Below are 17,578 nucleotides of genomic sequence, written 5' to 3'. Positions count from 1 at the left end.
CCCGTTTCGAGACCATTAGAACAAGGGTGTTAGATAATTTATAATCAATAAATCGCCACATTGAATAACCAAATGGAATGAAATTCGACTTAAGACAGCTGCAGGCCTTCGTCATGCTGGCCGAGACCGCCAACTACCGGGAGGCCGCCAGTCGGCTCTTCATCACGCAACCGGCGCTGACCAAGCAGATCCAGGGGCTGGAGCTGGCGCTCGGCAGCACCCTGTTCAACCGGGGCCGCCACGGCGCCGAGCTGACCGCCATCGGCACCCAGTTGCTGCCCCAGGCCCGCGCCCTGGTGGAACACGGCAAGGGATTCGAGCACCACGCCCTGGCGCTGGCGAGTGGCGCAGCCGGGCGCCTCAAGATAGGGTTCGGGCTGTCGAGCTTCGCACTGGCACCCTCCCTGGTGGCCCGCTTCAAGCAGCAGGCCCCGGATGTGATGGTGCACCTGCAGGACATGACCTCCGCCGTCCAGCACGATCTGCTGCTGGCGGGGCGGCTGCAGATCGGCTTTATGCGAAGGCCGCAGGCGCCACAGCTGAGGGAGCACAGGTTGCTGACCGACCGGCTGGTGCTGGCCGTGCCGAGCCAGATGACGGGGCCGGATCCGGCTGCGTTCGACGTGGAGCGGGCGCTGACCACGCAGCCGCTGTTGCAGATGGTGGGCCACCGCTGCCCCGGCCTCAGCCAGCAGATCGCCCGTTTCCTCGGCGCCAACCGGCTGACCGGCATGATCCAGGAGGCGGAAGACATCCAGACCCTGGTGGCCCTGGTGGCCGCCGGCATAGGCAACGCCATACTGCCCCGCAGCGTCGGCTTCATCGCGGGCAAGGACGTGACCCTCTATCCCCTGTCCGGCCCCTGGTCCGAGTGGGAGATAAGCCTGGTGTGGAACCCCGACTTTGCGGATCCCATTCGGGATCGCTTCCTGACCCTGGTCAGGGCCATGCACCCGGAGGCGGAACAAAACGGCGGCAAGGCAAACGGATGAGCACGCACTCTCGTGCTGGCAGGAAGGACGGGAGAAGGGACACGCACTCATCTGATGTGCGCGTCCTCAAGGCCTCAGCCGGGATCTGACAACAGCCGGGCCACCTTGATCACCTCGGCGATGCGGCCGAGCTGGCGCAGGGAGGCATGGTGCTCATTGGCATCGGCGGCGGCGCAGGCATCTTCCAGTATGGTGATGGCGTAGTCCCGATCGTGGCCATCCCGGGCGGCGGCCTGAATGGCCCAGCCGGTGCTGACGCCGCACAGATAGAGGTGATCGATGTGATTGGCCCGCAGTGCGGGCTCCAGCGCCGTGCCGTAGAAGGGGCTGACCCTGGGCTTGGTCAGCACCAGATCCCCGGGTTGCACGTCGAGCTCGGGGTGAAAGTCGGTGCCTGCCTCAGCCAGGGAGAGGGCGCCGAGCTGGTGGGCCCGGCCAAACATGGGGGAGCCCTTGGGCTGCAGCAGATAGCCGCCATCGAAGCCGACCTTGATGAGCACCACCAGCCAGCCCCTGGCTCGGGCATGGGCCAGCGCCTGGTTGGCATGGAGAATGGCATCCTGCTCCTGCACATGGGCCGCCGAGGCGGCGATGCGTCCGTCCGGGTGCGCGATGTCGTTGATAAAGTCGATCACCAGCAATGCCTTGTTCATGGGTCTGCCTCCTCGGCGTCAATATCCGGCCCCTTACACCAGCCCCAGAGCATAGCGCAGCGCCATCTCCTTGAGCGGGCCCGCCTTGTCCGCCAGGGTCAGGGTCAGATTGCGGGCCAGCTTGAGCGGGCCTATCTCGTTGCTGAACACTCCGTAGAAGAGATCCATCCCAGACTGCATCAGCAGGTTGTCGGGGCGCCGACGCCGCTCGTAGCGGCTGGCCAGGGTAATGTCGTGCCAGTCAGCCCCCGCCTTGCCGAGCAACTCGGCCCAGCAGGCCACGTCCTTGAAGCCGAGGTTGACCCCCTGCCCCGCCAGCGGGTTGATGGTGTGGGCGGCATCGCCGAGCAGCAGCACCCGTCCGGCGTGGTAGTGGTTGGCGTGGCGGCGCACCAGGGGGAAACTCCCCTTGCCAGTCACCTGGAAGCCGCCGAGCCGGGCCGGGAAGTGGCGACGCACCTCGGCGGCCAGGGCCTCGTTGCTCATGGCGGCCAGGGCCCGGATGCGGGCCGGGCTGTCGTACCACACCAGGGAGCCGTGCCGGCCGGGCAGCGGCAGGAAGGCGCGCGGGCCCTGCGGGGTGAACTGCTGCCAGGTGATGTCATCCTGCTCGAACTCGGTGTCGATATTGATCAGCATGCAGTGCTGGCGGTACTCGAAGCGCGACACCCCGATCCCGGCGAGGCGACGGGTGAGCGACTCGGCGCCGTCACAGGCCAGCACCCAGCGCGCCTGCAGCTCGGTGCCGTCATCGAGCAGCAGGCTGGCGTGCTCGGCACCTTGCTGCAGCCGGACCACAGCCGCCGGGGTGTGGGTCTGGATGTTGGGGAAATCCTCCATTCGCCTCAGCAGGGCGAGCTGCACCAGCCGGTTCTCTATGATGTAGCCGAGCTGGGGCAGCCCCAGATCCGCCGCGTCGAAGCGGGTGGCAAAGCCGTCCAGCTCCCAGGTCTCCAGCCGGCGGTAGGGGCACAACCGCATCTGCTGCAGATGCGACCAGGCACCGGCCTTGTCCAGCAGCGCCACCGAGGCCTGGCTGATGGCGGAGACCCGCAGATCCAGCGGTTGATCCGGGGCGTAATGCTCCGGCAACCGGGTCTCGATGACCCGCACGTTGAGACCCTCTGCCGCCAGCAGGCAGGCGGTGGCGGCGCCCACCATGCCGGCGCCGACGATGGCGATATCACACTGTTCCATGACTTGATTCCTGCAAGGGGTCGCCCCGAACAAGGAAGAGAGGGGCAAACCGAATGGGGCATGATAACGCAAGGAGACCGGATAAACAGTGCGTCAGGCGGGCAATTGCCGCGACGGGCCAGGCCATCTGGCGGCGGCGCGGCCTCAGACTGGTCAGCACCGGGATTGCGGAGTAAAATGGCCGGTCCTTTGACCCTGCCGACCTTAAACACAGTCAAGAGTAGCAATGAGCAAGAAACTTCATATCAAGACCTGGGGCTGCCAGATGAACGAGTACGACTCGTCCAAGATGGCCGACCTGTTGGACGCCAGCAATGGCTACACGCTGACCGAAGAGCCCGAGGAGGCAGACGTCCTGCTGCTCAACACCTGCTCCATCCGTGAAAAGGCCCAGGAGAAAGTGTTCCACCAGCTCGGTCGCTGGAAGAAGCTCAAGCTGAAAAAACCGGGACTGGTGATAGGCGTAGGTGGCTGTGTCGCCTCCCAGGAAGGGGAAGCCCTGCGCAGCCGGGCGCCCTATGTGGACATCGTCTTCGGCCCCCAGACCCTGCACCGCCTGCCCGCCATGATCAAGCAGGTCCAGGAGGGACGCGGCGCCCAGGTGGACATCGCCTTCCCCGAGATAGAGAAGTTCGACAACCTGCCGGAGCCCCGCGCCGAGGGGGTCACCGCCTTCGTCTCCATCATGGAAGGCTGCTCCAAATACTGCTCCTTCTGCGTGGTGCCCTACACCCGCGGCGAGGAGGTGAGCCGGCCGCTCGACGACGTGCTCTACGAAATCGCCCAGCTCGCCCAGCAGGGGGTGCGCGAGGTGAACCTGCTCGGCCAGAACGTCAACGCCTACCGCGGCCCGACCTTCGATGGCAATGACTGCACCTTCGCCGAGCTGCTGCGCCTGGTGGCCGCCATCGACGGCATCGACCGCATTCGCTACACCACCAGCCATCCCATCGAATTTACCGACGACATCATCGAGGTCTACAAGGACACGCCGGAAGTGGTCAGCTTCCTGCACCTGCCGGTGCAGAGCGGATCGGATCGCATCCTGACCATGATGAAGCGCCCGCACACTGTGCTGGAGTACAAGTCCAAGATCCGCCGCCTGCGCGCCGCCCGTCCCGACATCACCATGAGCTCCGACTTCATCGTCGGCTTCCCGAACGAGACGGACGAGGACTTCGAGGCCACCATGAAGCTCATCGAGGAGATCAACTACGACATGAGTTTCAGCTTCATCTACAGCCCGCGCCCCGGCACCCCGGCCGCCGATCTGCCGGACGACGTCGACATGGAGGTGAAGAAGGCCCGTCTCACCCGCCTGCAGAACCAGATCAATCACCAGTCCATGCTCATCGGCCGCGCCATGCTGGGCTCGGTGCAGCGCATCCTGGTGGAGGGTCCCTCCAAGATGGATCCCATGCAGCTCAGTGGCCGTACCGAGAACAACCGGGTGGTCAACTTCGAGGGACCGCACCGCCTCATCGGCGGCTTCGCCGATGTGGAGATCACCGACGTGCGCCCCTACTCCCTGCGTGGCCGCTTCATCCGCGGCGAGGACGAGATGAATCTGCGCATCGCCACCGCGCCGAGCGAAATCCTGGCTCGCCGCCCGGACAACGTCCCCGATGATCTCGGGGTGGCGGCCTTCAGACCCCATTAATTTTCTCCCCCCTCCCGAGGGCGGGGGGAACAGCCGATACGAGGACATTTTGAGCCGACACATCTCGACCCTGAACCTGCACCTGGAGCCCGCCGACAACCTGCGTCTCGCCAGCCTGTGCGGCCCCTTTGACGACAACCTCAAGCAGCTGGAGCGCCGTCTCGGCATCGAGATAAGCTACCGTGACAACCACTTTCAGGTGCTCGGCAAGCAGGCCCAGATTGATGCGGCGGCCGCCATCCTCAAGCACCTCTATGTGGAGACCCAGCCCCTCAAGGGGGGCAAGGTGAATGACATCACCCCGGAGATGGTGCACCTGACGGTGCAGGAGTCCCGTGTGTTGGAGCAGGACGATGAAGCGGTCTCATCCCAGCCTTATGGCAAGGAGGTGACGGTCAAGACCAAGCGCGGTCTCATCAAGCCCCGCAGCCCGAACCAGGCCCAGTACATCGCCAACATAGTGCGCCACGACATCAGCTTCGGTATCGGTCCGGCCGGTACCGGCAAGACCTATCTCGCCGTGGCCGCCGCCGTGGATGCCCTGGAGCGCCAGGAGATCCGCCGCATCCTGCTGACCCGCCCGGCGGTGGAAGCCGGTGAGAAGCTCGGCTTCCTGCCCGGGGATCTCTCCCAGAAGGTGGACCCCTACCTGCGCCCCCTCTACGACGCCCTGTTCGAGATGCTGGGCTTCGAGCGCGTCGAGAAGCTGATGGAGCGCAACATCATAGAGGTGGCGCCGCTCGCCTACATGCGCGGAAGAACCTTGAATGACGCCTTCATCATCCTGGACGAGGCCCAGAACACCACCACCGAGCAGATGAAGATGTTCCTGACCCGCATCGGCTTCAACTCCAAGGCGGTGGTCACCGGCGACATCACCCAGGTGGATCTGCCGCGCAGTACCAAATCCGGCCTGCGCCACGCCCTGGAAGTGCTGCAGGGGGTCGATGGCCTGTCGTTCAACTTCTTCGAATCCAAAGACGTGGTCCGCCACCCCGTGGTGGCCCGCATAGTGCAGGCCTACGAGGCGTTCGACGCCCAGCAGGCGGCCGAGAAGAGCGCCCCCAATACCCGCAACGAGAACACCAGCAAAGAGAGTGCCCAATGAGCGTGACCCTGGATCTGCAGCTGGCCTGCGCCAGCACCGACGGCCTGCCGACCGAAGCCCAGCTGCAAGGCTGGCTCGATGGTACCATTTCGGGTTTCCAGGACGAGGCCGAGGTGACGGTGCGCCTGGTGGACGAGGCGGAGAGCCGCGAGCTCAACCACACCTATCGCGGCAAGGACAAGCCCACCAACGTGCTCTCCTTCCCGTTCGAAGCCCCCCCCGGCATGGAACTCCCCCTGCTCGGTGATCTGGTGATCTGTCGCCAGGTGGTCGAGGCAGAGGCGGTCGAACAGGGCAAGCCCCTCATGGCCCACTGGGCTCACATGGTTGTGCACGGCAGTCTGCATCTGCTAGGTTATGACCATATCGAGGACGAGGAGGCCGAGGAGATGGAGGCGCTCGAGCGCGACATCATGCAGGAACTCGGTTTCCCCGACCCCTATCTAAATGATGAAGAGTAAGGGCTGACGAGGCGATCACGGCATTGAAACACGCCGCTGTCATCCTTATATAACCAAGACAATATCCCCTGTGTTCACACGAGTAATCAAGAGAGAAAATGACCGACGATCACCCTAGTACCGGCTCGCCGAAGAAAACCTGGCTCGACAAGCTCAGCCAACTCTTCCAGGGCGAGCCAAAAGACCGCAACGATCTGGTGGAAGTCATCGCCGATGCGGAAGAACGTGACCTCATCGATCAGGACACCAAGGACATGATCGAAGGCGTGCTCGAAATTGCCGAGCTGCGCGTGCGTGACATCATGATCCCCCGCTCCCAGATGGTGACCATAGAGAAGTCACAGCCGGTGGACGACTTCCTGCCGGTCATCATCGAATCCGGCCACTCCCGCTTCCCGGTGATCAACGAAGACAAGGATCACGTGGAGGGCATCTTGCTCGCCAAGGATCTGCTGCCGTTCGGCTTTGGCGGCCATCACGCCAGCGAGCCGCTGCAGCTCGAGAAGATCCTGCGCCCCACTGTGATAGTGCCGGAGAGCAAGCGGGTCGATCGCCTGCTCAAGGAGTTCCGCGAAGAGCGCTACCACATGGCCATCGTGGTGGACGAGTTCGGCGGCGTCTCCGGTCTGGTGACCATAGAAGACATACTGGAACTTATCGTCGGCGAGATCGACGACGAGTTTGACGACATCGAGGATGAGCCGGAAGAGATCCGCCGCATCAGCAAGCGGGTCTTCTCCGTCAGCGCGCTGACCGAGATCGAGGATTTCAACGACTTCTTCGGCACCCAGTTCAGCGATGAAGAGGTGGATACCGTGGGCGGCCTGGTGATGCACGCCTTCAGCCACCTGCCCAAGAAGGGCGAGGAGATAGAGCTGGACGGCTACCTGTTCAAGGTGATGCACGCGGACCGGCGCCGCCTGCAGCAACTGCAGGTGAAGATCCCGGAGAATCACGCGGCGGCCCAGCCGGAGTCCTGATCCCGCGCTCCCCGCGCCGTCAATCAACGCCCCTGCTCTCAGGGGCGTTTGTCATTCTGCCGCCCCGCGCTCTCCCATTCCCCTGCTGCGCGCCCCTTCGGCATCCGGCTGGCCGGGAGGCTCGCCGTTGGCGCGGTTTGCGGTTAAGATGTCGGCCATTCCACATTATTCAGCCCAATTCGAGCCCCGATCCCCCGTGAAATCGAAACTTCTGACAAGCCTGTTCGCCCTGGCCTCTGGCGCCATCGCCGTGCTGGCCTTCTCCCCTTTCGGCTACTGGCCTCTGGTGATCCTCTCCCTGCTCGGCCTCTATGCCCTGCTGGACAAGGCCAACCCCAAACAGGCGGCCTGGCGCGGCTTCGGTTATGCCATGGGGCTGTTTCTGCCCGGACAGTGGTGGATCCATGTCAGCATGACGGAGTTTGGCGGCATCCCGCTGCCCGCCGCCTTCGTGCTGCTGGCCGGCCTCTGCGCCTATCTCTCCCTCTACCCGACCCTGGCCTGCTGGGTCTTCGCCCGCTTCTTTGGCGGCCGCCACTGGAGCCGCTGGCTGCTCGCCTTCCCGGCGCTCTGGCTGATGGCCGACTGGCTGCGGGGCTGGGTGATGACCGGCTATCCCTGGCTCTGGTTTGGCTACACCCAGATAGACGGACCGCTCAAGGGGTTCGCTCCCATCCTCGGGGTGCAAGGCATCACGCTCGCCCTGCTGCTCACCACCTCCGCCCTCTGGCTCACCTGGCAGAGCCGCAAGCCCGCCTGGCTGCTGCTGCCGGTCGTGCTGGTCGGCGCCGCCCAGGGGCTGATGCAGCTCAACTGGGTGACCCGGGGCGAGCCGGTCAAGGTGGCCCTGGTGCAGGGCAACATAGCCCAGTCCCTCAAGTGGGATCCCGAGGCCCTGATCCCCACGGTGCGCACCTATCAGGATCTCAGCCGCGAGAATCAGGACGCCGACATCATCATCTGGCCGGAGTCCGCCATCCCGGCCATCGAGAAGGAGATGGGCACCTATCTGGAGAGCCTGGACAAGGCGATGAAGGTGAACGACACCGGCCTGCTGGCGGGGATCATCCATTACGATCTGAAGCAGCAGCGCTTCTTCAATACCGTGCTCGGCATGGGGGTGCAGGATCTGGACGGCAAGGAGTCCTATCACTACGAGCACAAGAACCGTTACTACAAGTACCACCTGCTGCCCATCGGCGAATATGTGCCGTTTGAAGATCTGCTGCGCCCCATAGCCCCCTTCTTCAACCTGCCCATGTCCTCCTTCAGCCCGGGAGATGCGGTGCAGCCGAACCTGATCGCCAAGGGGCTCAAGTTCGCCGCCGCCATCTGCTACGAGATCATCTTCCCGGACGAGGTGCGCCGCAACGTGCAGCCGGACACCGACTTCCTGCTGACCGTCTCCAACGACGCCTGGTTCGGCACCAGCATAGGCCCCTGGCAGCACATGGAGATCGCCCGGATGCGCGCCCTGGAGCTGGCCCGTCCGCTGCTGCGCGACACCAACACCGGCATCACCATAGTCACCGAGATAGACGGCAGCATCATCGCCCAGATCCCCCAGTTCGAGGCGGGGGTATTGAGAACCGAGGTGCGTCCCGCCCACGGCGCGACCCCCTACCTGCGCTTTGGCAGCTGGCCCATGTACGCGCTGGCCGCCCTGCTGCTCGGCCTGGCACTGGTGCTGCGCCCCCGCGCCCACCCCTGGGCCCGCAAGCTCTGAGCATGTTAAGAACATAAAAAGAGGCGCCCTTGGGCGCCTCTTTTTATAACCTCATCACCCTATGTCAAGGTGAGAGCGGTTCGCGATGATACTCGTTGGCCCCGCACTCCGGGCAGGTACCGAGCTGCTGCGGGTGCAGCACAGTCTGGCGCCACTCGCAGTGATCGCACACCAGCACCCCCAGCCCCACCCAGTCACCAGCCCGATAGACTCCCTTGTGTTCCAGCTCGTCCGCCAGCTCGCTCCACTCCACCTGGGCGCGGTCGGTCACGTCCGCCAGCCAGGACCAGACGGTGTCCTTGAGCGCCAGCATAAAGGCGGACTCGGGCACCTCGGCGCGGCTCTCGTCATAGTTGCCGAGATCCCGCTTCACGTATTCTGCGATCAGCGCCAGCTCGTCCTGGGTCAGATCGCCGGCCGCCTCCAGATAGGCCTGTACCTTGGCGATCATCCGGTTGAGGCGCTCTCCCTGAAACTCTTCGGTCTCCTCCCACTGCTTCTTGAGCTGGGCGATGAAGGCTTCATACCCTTGTCGACGTTTGTCCATGGCCATTACTCCTCTGCTGAACCCTGATCGTGCCCGGCCTGAGCCAGAGACTGAGCCGTGCTGGCGGTGGTTGCCGCCCTCTGTCACCCCTGCTGCTCCGTGAAACCTCGATGCTGCCCGGGTCGGCCTGAGGCCGGGCGGATGCTGGCGGTTGTTGCCGCCGCAGGATATGGGTATTCTATCGGGATTTCCCAGCTGATTTATCTATTCATTTCACAGATCCGGATGTCACCAATGCAAGAGCAATACGTTCCCCAATCCATAGAACCAGCAGTGCAACAGCACTGGGATGCCAAGAAAACCTTCAAGGCCGTGGAGAAAGTAGACAAGGAAAAGTTCTACTGCCTCTCCATGTTCCCTTATCCGTCTGGTCGTCTACACATGGGGCACGTGCGTAACTACACCATAGGTGATGTGATCTCCCGTTATCAACGGCTCAATGGCAAGAATGTGCTGCAACCCATCGGCTGGGATGCCTTCGGTCTGCCGGCGGAAAACGCCGCCATCAAGAACAGCACGGCACCGGCCCCCTGGACCTACGAAAACATCGAATACATGAAGAACCAGCTGAAGATGCTGGGTCTGGGTTATGACTGGGACAGAGAGCTTGCCACCTGCAAGCCGGACTACTACCGCTGGGAGCAGTGGTTCTTCACCAAGCTCTACGAGAAGGGTCTGGTCTACAAGAAGACCTCCTCCGTCAACTGGTGCCCGAACGACATGACGGTGCTGGCCAACGAGCAGGTGATCGACAACTGCTGCTGGCGCTGCGACACCCCGGTGGAGCAGAAAGAGATCCCCCAGTGGTTCATCAAGATCACCGACTACGCCGAAGAGCTGTTGAATGACATCGACAATCTGGAAGGCTGGCCGGAGATGGTCAAGACCATGCAGCGCAACTGGATTGGTCGCTCCGAAGGGGTCAACATCAGCTTCGCCATCGACGGTCAGGACGAGCAGCTGGAGGTCTACACCACCCGCCCGGACACCTTCATGGGCGTGACCTATGTGGGCATAGCCGCCGGTCACCCGCTGGCCGCCCAGGCTGCCGCAACCAATCCCGAGCTGGCTGCCTTTATCGAGGAGTGCAAGCACACCAAGGTCGCCGAGGCTGACATGGCGACCATGGAGAAGAAGGGCATGGCCACCGGCCTGTACGCCATTCACCCGCTGGATGGCCGCAAGGTGCCGGTCTGGGTCGCCAACTTCGTGCTGATGAACTACGGCACCGGCGCCGTGATGGCCGTTCCGGGCCACGACCAGCGTGACTTCGAGTTCGCCACCAAATACGGCCTCGACATCAAGGCGGTGATCAAGCCGATTGATGGCGACGTGGACGTGAGCGAAGCCGCCTACACCGAGAAGGGCGTGCTGTTCGACTCCGGCGAATTCGACGGTCTGGACTTCCAGGGCGCCTTCGATGCCATCGCCAGCAAGCTGGAAGGCCTCGGTCACGGCAAGCGTACCGTCAACTACCGCCTGCGCGACTGGGGCGTCTCCCGTCAGCGTTACTGGGGTGCCCCCATCCCCATGCTGACCCTGGCCGACGGCACCGTGGTGCCGACCCCGGAAGATCAACTGCCGGTGCTGCTGCCCGAAGACGTGGTGATGGACGGCATCCAGAGCCCCATCAAGGCCGACGCCGAGTGGGCCAAGACCACCTATAACGGTCAGGAAGCGTTCCGGGAAACTGACACTTTTGACACCTTTATGGAGTCCTCCTGGTACTACGCCCGCTACTGCTCCCCGGACTACGACAAGGGCATGCTGGATCCGGCGGCCGCCAACCACTGGCTGCCGGTGGATCAGTACATCGGCGGTATCGAGCACGCCTGTATGCACCTGCTCTACGCCCGCTTCTTCCACAAGCTGCTGCGTGATGCCGGCCTGGTGAACAGCGACGAGCCGTTCAAGCGCCTGCTCTGCCAGGGCATGGTGCTGGCCGACGCCTTCTACTACAAGGACGAGAAGGGCGGCAACGTCTGGGTCAGCCCGACCGATGTCAAGGTGGAGCGTGACGACAAGGGTCGCATCACCAAGGCCATCGACAACGAAGGTCGTGAAGTGATCCACTCCGGCATGACCAAGATGTCCAAGTCCAAGAACAACGGCATAGACCCACAGCTGATGGTGGAGCGTTACGGCGCCGATACCGTCCGCCTGTTCATGATGTTCGCCTCCCCGGCCGACATGACCCTGGAGTGGTCCGACTCCGGCGTAGAGGGCGCCCAGCGCTTCCTGCGTCGCCTGTGGCGCACCACCTTCGAGCACGTCTCGGCAGGTGCCGCACCTGCATTGGATGCTGCCGCCCTCTCCAACGAGCAGAAGGCTGTGCGCCGCGAGCTGCACAAGACCATCGCCAAGGTGAGCGATGACGTGGGTCGTCGTCAGACCTTCAACACCGCCATCGCCGCCATCATGGAGCTGATGAACAACCTGGCCAAGCTGGGCTCTGACGAGCAGGACCGCGCCCTGATGCAGGAAGCACTGGAAGCCGTGGTCGTCATGCTCTACCCCATCACCCCGCACATCGGCTTCGAGCTGTGGAAGATGCTGGGCAAGGAAGGGGACATCGACGTCGCGGCCTGGCCGGTGGCGGATGAAGCGGCCATGGTCGAGACCGAGAAGCTGGTGGTGGTGCAGATCAACGGCAAGATGCGCGGCAAGCTGACCGTCCCGGCCGAGATAAGCCAGGCCGACGTCGAGAAGCTGGCCATGGCCGATGCCTCGGTGCAGAAGTTCACCGAAGGCCTGACCGTGCGCAAGGTGGTCTACGTACCGGGCAAGCTGCTCAACATAGTCGCAAACTGAGGATGACCAGCACTCCCGGCCTCCTCCCCCTGTCGGGGGAGGAGAGCTGCCGGGGTCTGAATCCATATGTGACGGCGGGCAAGCGCCCGCCGTTCTTCACTTGATGCAAAGAGGAATTCACATGGGCATGTCCCTCACTCGCTGGATTGCCATCATGCTGACGGGCCTGCTGCTGCAGGCCTGCGGTTTTCAGATGCGGGGAACCGCCATCCCCCCGGAGCTGATGACCATGAAGGTGGTCGGTGACAACAAGAGCGACTTCTATCGGCTGGTGACCACCCGTCTCAAGGCCTCCGGGGTGACCCTGGCAGACAAGGAAGGCATTCCGGTGCTGACCCTGTCCGGGGTGAGCAACAGCAGCCAGGTTGCCTCCGTCGACTCCATCGGCCAGGACCGCGAGTACCTGCTGGGTTACAGCACCCAGTTCACCGTCTCCATGCCGGGCAAACCGACCCAGGTCTTCCCCATCACCTTCAACCGCAGCTTCCTGAACAAGCCGGATGCGGCGCTGGCCTCCTCCCGCGAACAGGAGCAGCTTGGCAAGGAGATGCAGGAGCAGGCCGCGAACCTGGTGATCCGTCAGCTGAGCCAGGTCAAGTTCTGATGCGAGCTTCTTGATGAGAGTGTGTTGATGAGAGTCTATCCCGAGCAGTTCAGCGATCATCTCAAGGCAGGGCTCAAGCCCTGCTATCTCGTTTTTGGTGACGAGCCGCTGCTCAAGCTCGAGGCCATCGACGCCGTGCGTCAGGTGGCCCGCAAACAGGGGTTCGATGAACGCCACAGCTTCGTGGTGGAAGCCGGGCTGGACTGGAATCAGGTCTATGACGCCTGTCAGGCCATGAGCCTCTTCTCGGCCCGCCAGATCATCGAGCTGGAGCTGCCCGCCAAGGTCGACAAGGATCTCGCCGCCCGCATCACGGAGATCGGCAAGCAGCTCCACCCCGACCTGCTGCTGGTGCTCTCGGGGGGGCGTCTCAACCAGACCCAGATGAAGGCAGCCTGGTTCGACAAGCTGAGCCAGAGCGGCACCTATGTGCCGGTCAATCACCCCGAGCCCCGTTTCTTCCCGCGCTGGATGAGCGCACGATTTCAGCGCTTCGGCCTCAAGGCGCTGCCGGATGCGGTCAACTTCATGTGTCACGCCTTTGAGGGCAACCTGCTGGCCGCCAGCCAGGAGATAGAGAAACTGACCCTGCTCGGCCCGCCCCAGCCCATCAGCGTCGCCTATCTGCAGGAGACCATCATACGGCACGCCCACTTCACGCCGTTCCAGCTCGTCGATACCCTGCTGGAGGGCAAGGTGAACCGGGCCCAGCGCATCCTGCTGGCGCTGCGGGCCGAGGGTACCGAGCCCGGGATGCTGGCCTGGACCCTGTGCCGGGAGCTGGAGCAGCTCACCGAGCTGGCCCTGGCCGCCCGCGCCGGTCAGCCGCTGGTGGAACACTTCAGCCGGTTGCGCATCTGGCAGAGCCGCCAGCAGCTCATTCAGCAGGCCCTGACCCGGCTGCCCGTTGGCAAGATACAGCAGCTGTGGCAACTGATGGCCCGGCTCGACGACGCCCAACGCCGGTTCGACACCGAGCAGGCCTGGCTGATGTTGCAGACCATAGCCCTGGGTTTTCGCGATGGCACGCCGCTGCCCCTGCTAGAGGCGGAACCATGCTGAGCACCCCGGTTGAACGCAGGGCCGGCCCCTTGGGGCCCCTCCATGATCTGACTGGGAGAGTCTCATGCTGAAGGCTCCCATCGGCATCCTGGGCGGCACCTTCGACCCCATCCACATCGGTCATCTGAGGCCCGCCATCGAGGCCCGCGACGCCCTGGGCCTGGCCGAGGTGCGCCTGCTCCCGAACCATATCCCGCCCCACCGTGCCAACCCCTTCTGCTCCAGCGAGCAGCGGCTCGCCATGGTCGCACTGGCGGCGGCGGAGAACCCGGGCTTCGTGGTGGATGAGCGGGAGCTGCAACGGGACAAGCCCTCCTGGACCATAGACACCCTCATCGAGCTCAAGCAGGAGCTGCCGGATACCCCGGTCTGCTTCCTGATGGGCATGGACTCCCTGCTCGGCTTGCCGAGCTGGCATCGCTGGCAGGAGCTGCTCGCTCATGCCCACCTGGTGGTGAGCAAGCGCCCGGGCTGGCAACCGGATTACCCGGGCGAAGTGGCCAGCCTGCTAGCCCGCCACCAGACCCGGGATGTGCAGGATCTGCATCGACACCGTCAGGGCCATGTCTGGATCGCCGACAACCTGCCCATTGAGCTGTCGGCCACCCGGCTGCGGGCCCTGCTGGCGGCGGGGCAGGACCCCAGGTACCTGCTGCCGGCCCCGGTCGCCGACTACATCCGGCAGCACCGGCTCTATCAGCCATCGCCAGGCCGGTGAGCGGCGCCACGCGGGTTTGTCAGCCGACACCCTGAGGCGCACCCGGCACAGGCTTGACTATTGTCCCGCCCGGTTGCGCACTATAGTGATCAACAGGGGCCTGCCTTGCCCACGGGCGGCGGCCCCGGATCCATTCCCCTTTGCCAGACTGGGAAACGGGAGTGACCATGATATAATCCGCCGCCCTCTGGCGCCGGAAGATAGGAGAAGACATTGCAAGGCCAAGAACTGCTCGCCTTTATCGTCGACAAGATCGATGACATGAAAGGCCGCGACATCATCACCCTGGATGTACGCGGCAAATCCAGCATCACGGACACCATGATCATCTGCTCCGGCAACTCCAATCGCCACGTCAGCGCCATCGCCCACCACCTGGCCAGCGAGGCCCGCCATGCGGGGCTCGATCTGCTCAGCGTGGAAGGTCAGCTCACCGGTGAATGGGTGCTGGTGGACATGGGTTCCGTCATCGTCCATGTGATGCAGGATGAGTACCGCGACTTCTACCAACTGGAGAAACTCTGGGGTGGCACCCAGGTGCAAGCGTAACGAACGATGAAGATCCAGTTGATTGCAGTGGGCACCAAGATGCCTGCCTGGGTAGAGCATGGCTTCGAAGAGTACCGTCGCCGTTTCCCGAAAGACATGCCGTTCGAACTCGTCGAGATAGGCGCGGGCAAACGCGGCAAGAATGCCGACATTCCCCGCATCCTGCAAAAGGAGGGGGAAGCCATGCTGGCCGCCGCCGGCCGCTCGCGCATCGTCACCCTAGACATTCCCGGCAAGCCCTGGACCACGGAGCAGCTCGCCGTGCAACTGGAAGCCTGGAAGCTCGATGGCCGGGATGTGGCGCTGCTGGTGGGCGGGCCTGAAGGCCTGTCCCCCGAGTGCAAGGCCGCCGCCGAACAGAGCTGGTCCCTGTCACCCCTGACCCTGCCCCATCCATTGGTGCGGGTGCTGGTGGCCGAGAGCCTCTATCGCGCCTGGAGCATTACCACCAATCATCCGTATCACAGGGAATGAGCCATGATCCCTTGGCACATCACTCCCCCATACACCCAGTACCACAGGGAATAGTCCATGTGGTACCCGCCCTTGCTCCCCGTCAGCCATAAGGTAACGGCATGCTGAAGAATCGCATCGAAATGCGCGATCACAGTGCCGAGGGACGTCTGTTCTTCCGGCGCACCCTGGTAGCCTACATCGGCATGGTCGTCCTCATGCTGGTGCTGCTGGGTAATCTCTACTACCTGCAGGTAGAGTCTTACGAAACCTATCAGACCCGCTCCAACGACAACCGGATCCGGGTCGTGCCGGTGGCACCGCCACGGGGCCTCATCTATGACGCCAACGGGGTGCTGCTGGCGGAGAACCGCCCCGTCTACAGCCTGGAGATAGTGCCGGAAGAGACCGAGGATCTGGAGAAGACGGCCGACGAGCTGATCACCCTGCTGGCCCTGCCGGAGGGGACCAAGGAGCGGTTCCTGGCCGAGGTGAAGCGCCAGCGCCGCTTCAAGCCGGTGCCCCTGTTCGAGAAGCTGACCGAGTATCAGGTCGCGCTCTTCTCGGTCAACCAGCACAACTACCCGGGCGCCAGCATAGAGGCCTATCTCAAGCGCTACTACCCGTTTGGCGATACCCTGACCCATGCGCTGGGCTATGTGGCCAAGATCAACACCCGTGATGTGGAGCGCCTCGACAAGGAGGACAAGCTCGCCAACTATGCCGCCACCAAGGACATCGGCAAGCAGGGGGTGGAGAAGTTCTACGAGGATCAGCTGCACGGCGTGGCGGGCTACCAGGAGGTCGAGGTCAACAACCGCGGCCGGGTGGTGCGCACCCTCAAGTTCCAGCCGCCGGAGCCGGGCAAGGATATCTACCTCAACATCGACATCCGCCTGCAGCTTAAAGCGCAGGAGCTGCTGGCCGGCCGTCGGGGCGCCATCGTCATGATGGATCCCAATACCGGCGCCATCCTGGCCATGGAGTCGAGCCCGAGCTACGACCCCAACCTGTTCGTGACCGGCATATCCAACACCAACTACTCGGCGCTGCTCAACGATCCGGCGCGCCCGCTGGTGAACCGCACCACCCAGGGCATCTATGCTCCCGCCTCCACCGTCAAGCCCATGATGGCGGTGATGGGGCTGAACGAGGGGGCCATCACCCCCAACTATCGCTACTTCGGCGGTCCCAGCTTCTCCATCCCGGGGACCACCAAGAAGTTTCGTGACTGGCGCCGCTGGGGCCATGGCTGGCTCGACGTCTATCGCGCCATCGAGGTATCGGCAGACACCTACTTCTACGATCTTGCCTACCGGGTCGGCATCGACAAGATCCACAGCTACATGACCAAGTTCGGCTTCGGTCAGTACAGTGGCGTCGACCTCTATGAAGAGACCAAGGGGGTCATGCCGTCCCGCGACTGGAAGATGGCGCGCTGGCGTCAGCCCTGGTATCAGGGGGACACCATCTCCATCGGCATCGGCCAGGGCTACTGGAGCTCCACCCCCATCCAGCTCGCCAAGGCGATCAGCATACTGACCCAGAACGGTCACGACGTGACGCCGCACCTGCTCAAGAGCACCGCCTCGGCGGATGGCGTGGTCAACGCCCCCATCAACCCGAACGTGGCCATCGCCGCCAAGAGCGACACCTACTGGCAGGTGGCCAAGGATGGCATGTGGCGCGTCATCAACGGCCATGAGGGCACCGGCCGCCGCGCTTTTGCCAATACCCCCTACAAGGCGGCAGGCAAGTCCGGCACCGCCCAGGTGGTGGGCCTCAAGGAGAACCAGGTCTACAACGCGGCCACCACCAAGGTGGAGCACCGTGACAACGCCCTCTTCGTCGCCTTCGCACCGTTCGAGGCCCCCAAGGCCGTGGTGGCCCTGGTGCTGGAAAACGCCGGTGGCGGCAGTGCCATGGGGGCGCCGGTCGCCCGCCACATGCTGGATGCCTACCTGCTGCCGCCAGAACCCCAGCTGCCGCCAGCGCCCGACAAGCCGTCCATCCAAAGCCCGGATCAGAGCGAGGCCGTGCCCAATGAATAACGTCGC

At 63.7% G+C, this 17,578-nt stretch carries 16 protein-coding genes; 13 read left to right on the top strand and 3 right to left on the bottom strand.

All coding sequences use genetic code 11. The features are described from left to right. Positions 1–77: 77 nt before the first annotated feature. Complete coding sequence (locus tag AC3WR3_RS08125) at positions 78–992, top strand: LysR family transcriptional regulator (protein ID WP_427232632.1); 915 nt, start codon at positions 78–80, stop codon at positions 990–992. 74 nt (positions 993–1,066) lie between these two features. Here the strand turns inward: AC3WR3_RS08125 and AC3WR3_RS08120 are convergent, their stop codons facing one another. Further along, a complete protein-coding gene (locus AC3WR3_RS08120) occupies positions 1,067–1,645 on the bottom strand; it encodes a cysteine hydrolase family protein (protein WP_139435802.1) in 579 nt (192 codons plus the stop codon). Between the two features lie 33 nt (positions 1,646–1,678). Further along, positions 1,679–2,842 carry an FAD-dependent monooxygenase gene (locus AC3WR3_RS08115; protein WP_492291600.1) on the bottom strand — a complete coding sequence of 388 codons (1,164 nt, stop codon included), beginning with the start codon at positions 2,840–2,842 and terminating at the stop codon, positions 1,679–1,681. 226 nt (positions 2,843–3,068) lie between these two features. On the opposite strand from AC3WR3_RS08115, the gene miaB reads away from it, so the two are divergent. The 5 genes from miaB (at position 3,069) to lnt (ending at position 8,777) form a co-directional block, all read left to right on the top strand. Then, entirely contained in the window at positions 3,069–4,502 is a 1,434-nt protein-coding gene (miaB, locus tag AC3WR3_RS08110; RefSeq protein ID WP_139435807.1) for a tRNA (N6-isopentenyl adenosine(37)-C2)-methylthiotransferase MiaB, read from the top strand. Between the two features lie 49 nt (positions 4,503–4,551). Then, positions 4,552–5,610, top strand: a complete 1,059-nt coding sequence (locus AC3WR3_RS08105; protein ID WP_139435810.1) for a PhoH family protein — start codon at positions 4,552–4,554, stop codon at positions 5,608–5,610. Beyond that, positions 5,607–6,071, top strand: a complete 465-nt coding sequence (gene ybeY / locus AC3WR3_RS08100) for an rRNA maturation RNase YbeY (protein ID WP_247625732.1) — start codon at positions 5,607–5,609, stop codon at positions 6,069–6,071. The genes AC3WR3_RS08105 and ybeY overlap by 4 nt, the downstream gene beginning before the upstream one ends. Before the next feature lie 98 nt (positions 6,072–6,169). Then, on the top strand, positions 6,170–7,051 hold the full coding sequence (gene corC / locus AC3WR3_RS08095; protein WP_005329827.1) for a CNNM family magnesium/cobalt transport protein CorC: 882 nt from the start codon (positions 6,170–6,172) through the stop codon (positions 7,049–7,051). Positions 7,052–7,199: 148 nt separating this feature from the next. Further along, entirely contained in the window at positions 7,200–8,777 is a 1,578-nt protein-coding gene (lnt, locus tag AC3WR3_RS08090; protein ID WP_247625731.1) for an apolipoprotein N-acyltransferase, read from the top strand. Between the two features lie 64 nt (positions 8,778–8,841). Here lnt and AC3WR3_RS08085 read toward each other — a convergent pair whose 3' ends face one another. Further along, on the bottom strand, positions 8,842–9,324 hold the full coding sequence (locus AC3WR3_RS08085) for a zinc ribbon-containing protein (RefSeq protein ID WP_139434096.1): 483 nt from the start codon (positions 9,322–9,324) through the stop codon (positions 8,842–8,844). A 234-nt stretch (positions 9,325–9,558) separates the two neighbouring features. Here AC3WR3_RS08085 and leuS point away from each other — a divergent pair, with 234 nt between their 5' ends. The 7 genes from leuS to mrdA all read left to right on the top strand — a co-directional run bounded on the left by leuS (position 9,559) and on the right by mrdA (position 17,572). Beyond that, positions 9,559–12,135: a leucine--tRNA ligase gene (gene leuS / locus AC3WR3_RS08080; protein WP_492291599.1), complete on the top strand. Its 2,577-nt coding sequence runs from the start codon at positions 9,559–9,561 to the stop codon at positions 12,133–12,135. Between the two features lie 121 nt (positions 12,136–12,256). Continuing rightward, the gene (locus AC3WR3_RS08075) at positions 12,257–12,739 is read left to right on the top strand and encodes an LPS-assembly lipoprotein LptE (protein WP_492291598.1); all 483 of its coding nucleotides are present in this window, start codon (positions 12,257–12,259) and stop codon (positions 12,737–12,739) included. Positions 12,740–12,766: 27 nt separating this feature from the next. Beyond that, positions 12,767–13,801 carry a DNA polymerase III subunit delta gene (gene holA / locus AC3WR3_RS08070; protein ID WP_319912724.1) on the top strand — a complete coding sequence of 345 codons (1,035 nt, stop codon included), beginning with the start codon at positions 12,767–12,769 and terminating at the stop codon, positions 13,799–13,801. Between the two features lie 64 nt (positions 13,802–13,865). Next, positions 13,866–14,519, top strand: a complete 654-nt coding sequence (nadD, locus tag AC3WR3_RS08065; RefSeq protein WP_492291597.1) for a nicotinate-nucleotide adenylyltransferase — start codon at positions 13,866–13,868, stop codon at positions 14,517–14,519. Positions 14,520–14,732: 213 nt separating this feature from the next. Next, the gene (gene rsfS, locus AC3WR3_RS08060; RefSeq protein WP_139434100.1) at positions 14,733–15,068 is read left to right on the top strand and encodes a ribosome silencing factor; all 336 of its coding nucleotides are present in this window, start codon (positions 14,733–14,735) and stop codon (positions 15,066–15,068) included. A gap of 6 nt (positions 15,069–15,074) precedes the next feature. Next, complete coding sequence (rlmH, locus tag AC3WR3_RS08055; protein ID WP_005298242.1) at positions 15,075–15,542, top strand: 23S rRNA (pseudouridine(1915)-N(3))-methyltransferase RlmH; 468 nt, start codon at positions 15,075–15,077, stop codon at positions 15,540–15,542. Positions 15,543–15,643: 101 nt separating this feature from the next. Then, positions 15,644–17,572, top strand: a complete 1,929-nt coding sequence (mrdA, locus tag AC3WR3_RS08050; RefSeq protein ID WP_429108945.1) for a penicillin-binding protein 2 — start codon at positions 15,644–15,646, stop codon at positions 17,570–17,572. Positions 17,573–17,578 lie beyond the last annotated feature (6 nt).

This window comes from Aeromonas sp. EU05-FHT14A05, assembly GCF_058791175.1.
Note: the sequence above shows the minus strand (reverse complement) of the source record. Positions and strands in the feature narration are given on the sequence as shown.

What these genes read in the sequence shown, in the direction of transcription:
- AC3WR3_RS08125 (WP_427232632.1), top strand. Translation starts at nt 78, where the DNA reads ATGAAATTCGACTTAAGACAGCTGCAGGCCTTCGTCATGCTGGCCGAG.
- AC3WR3_RS08120 (WP_139435802.1), bottom strand. Translation starts at nt 1,645, where the DNA reads ATGAACAAGGCATTGCTGGTGATCGACTTTATCAACGACATCGCGCAC.
- AC3WR3_RS08115 (WP_492291600.1), bottom strand. Translation starts at nt 2,842, where the DNA reads ATGGAACAGTGTGATATCGCCATCGTCGGCGCCGGCATGGTGGGCGCC.
- miaB (WP_139435807.1), top strand. Translation starts at nt 3,069, where the DNA reads ATGAGCAAGAAACTTCATATCAAGACCTGGGGCTGCCAGATGAACGAG.
- ybeY (WP_247625732.1), top strand. Translation starts at nt 5,607, where the DNA reads ATGAGCGTGACCCTGGATCTGCAGCTGGCCTGCGCCAGCACCGACGGC.
- corC (WP_005329827.1), top strand. Translation starts at nt 6,170, where the DNA reads ATGACCGACGATCACCCTAGTACCGGCTCGCCGAAGAAAACCTGGCTC.
- lnt (WP_247625731.1), top strand. Translation starts at nt 7,200, where the DNA reads ATGTCGGCCATTCCACATTATTCAGCCCAATTCGAGCCCCGATCCCCC.
- AC3WR3_RS08085 (WP_139434096.1), bottom strand. Translation starts at nt 9,324, where the DNA reads ATGGACAAACGTCGACAAGGGTATGAAGCCTTCATCGCCCAGCTCAAG.
- leuS (WP_492291599.1), top strand. Translation starts at nt 9,559, where the DNA reads ATGCAAGAGCAATACGTTCCCCAATCCATAGAACCAGCAGTGCAACAG.
- AC3WR3_RS08075 (WP_492291598.1), top strand. Translation starts at nt 12,257, where the DNA reads ATGGGCATGTCCCTCACTCGCTGGATTGCCATCATGCTGACGGGCCTG.
- holA (WP_319912724.1), top strand. Translation starts at nt 12,767, where the DNA reads ATGAGAGTCTATCCCGAGCAGTTCAGCGATCATCTCAAGGCAGGGCTC.
- nadD (WP_492291597.1), top strand. Translation starts at nt 13,866, where the DNA reads ATGCTGAAGGCTCCCATCGGCATCCTGGGCGGCACCTTCGACCCCATC.
- rlmH (WP_005298242.1), top strand. Translation starts at nt 15,075, where the DNA reads ATGAAGATCCAGTTGATTGCAGTGGGCACCAAGATGCCTGCCTGGGTA.
- mrdA (WP_429108945.1), top strand. Translation starts at nt 15,644, where the DNA reads ATGCTGAAGAATCGCATCGAAATGCGCGATCACAGTGCCGAGGGACGT.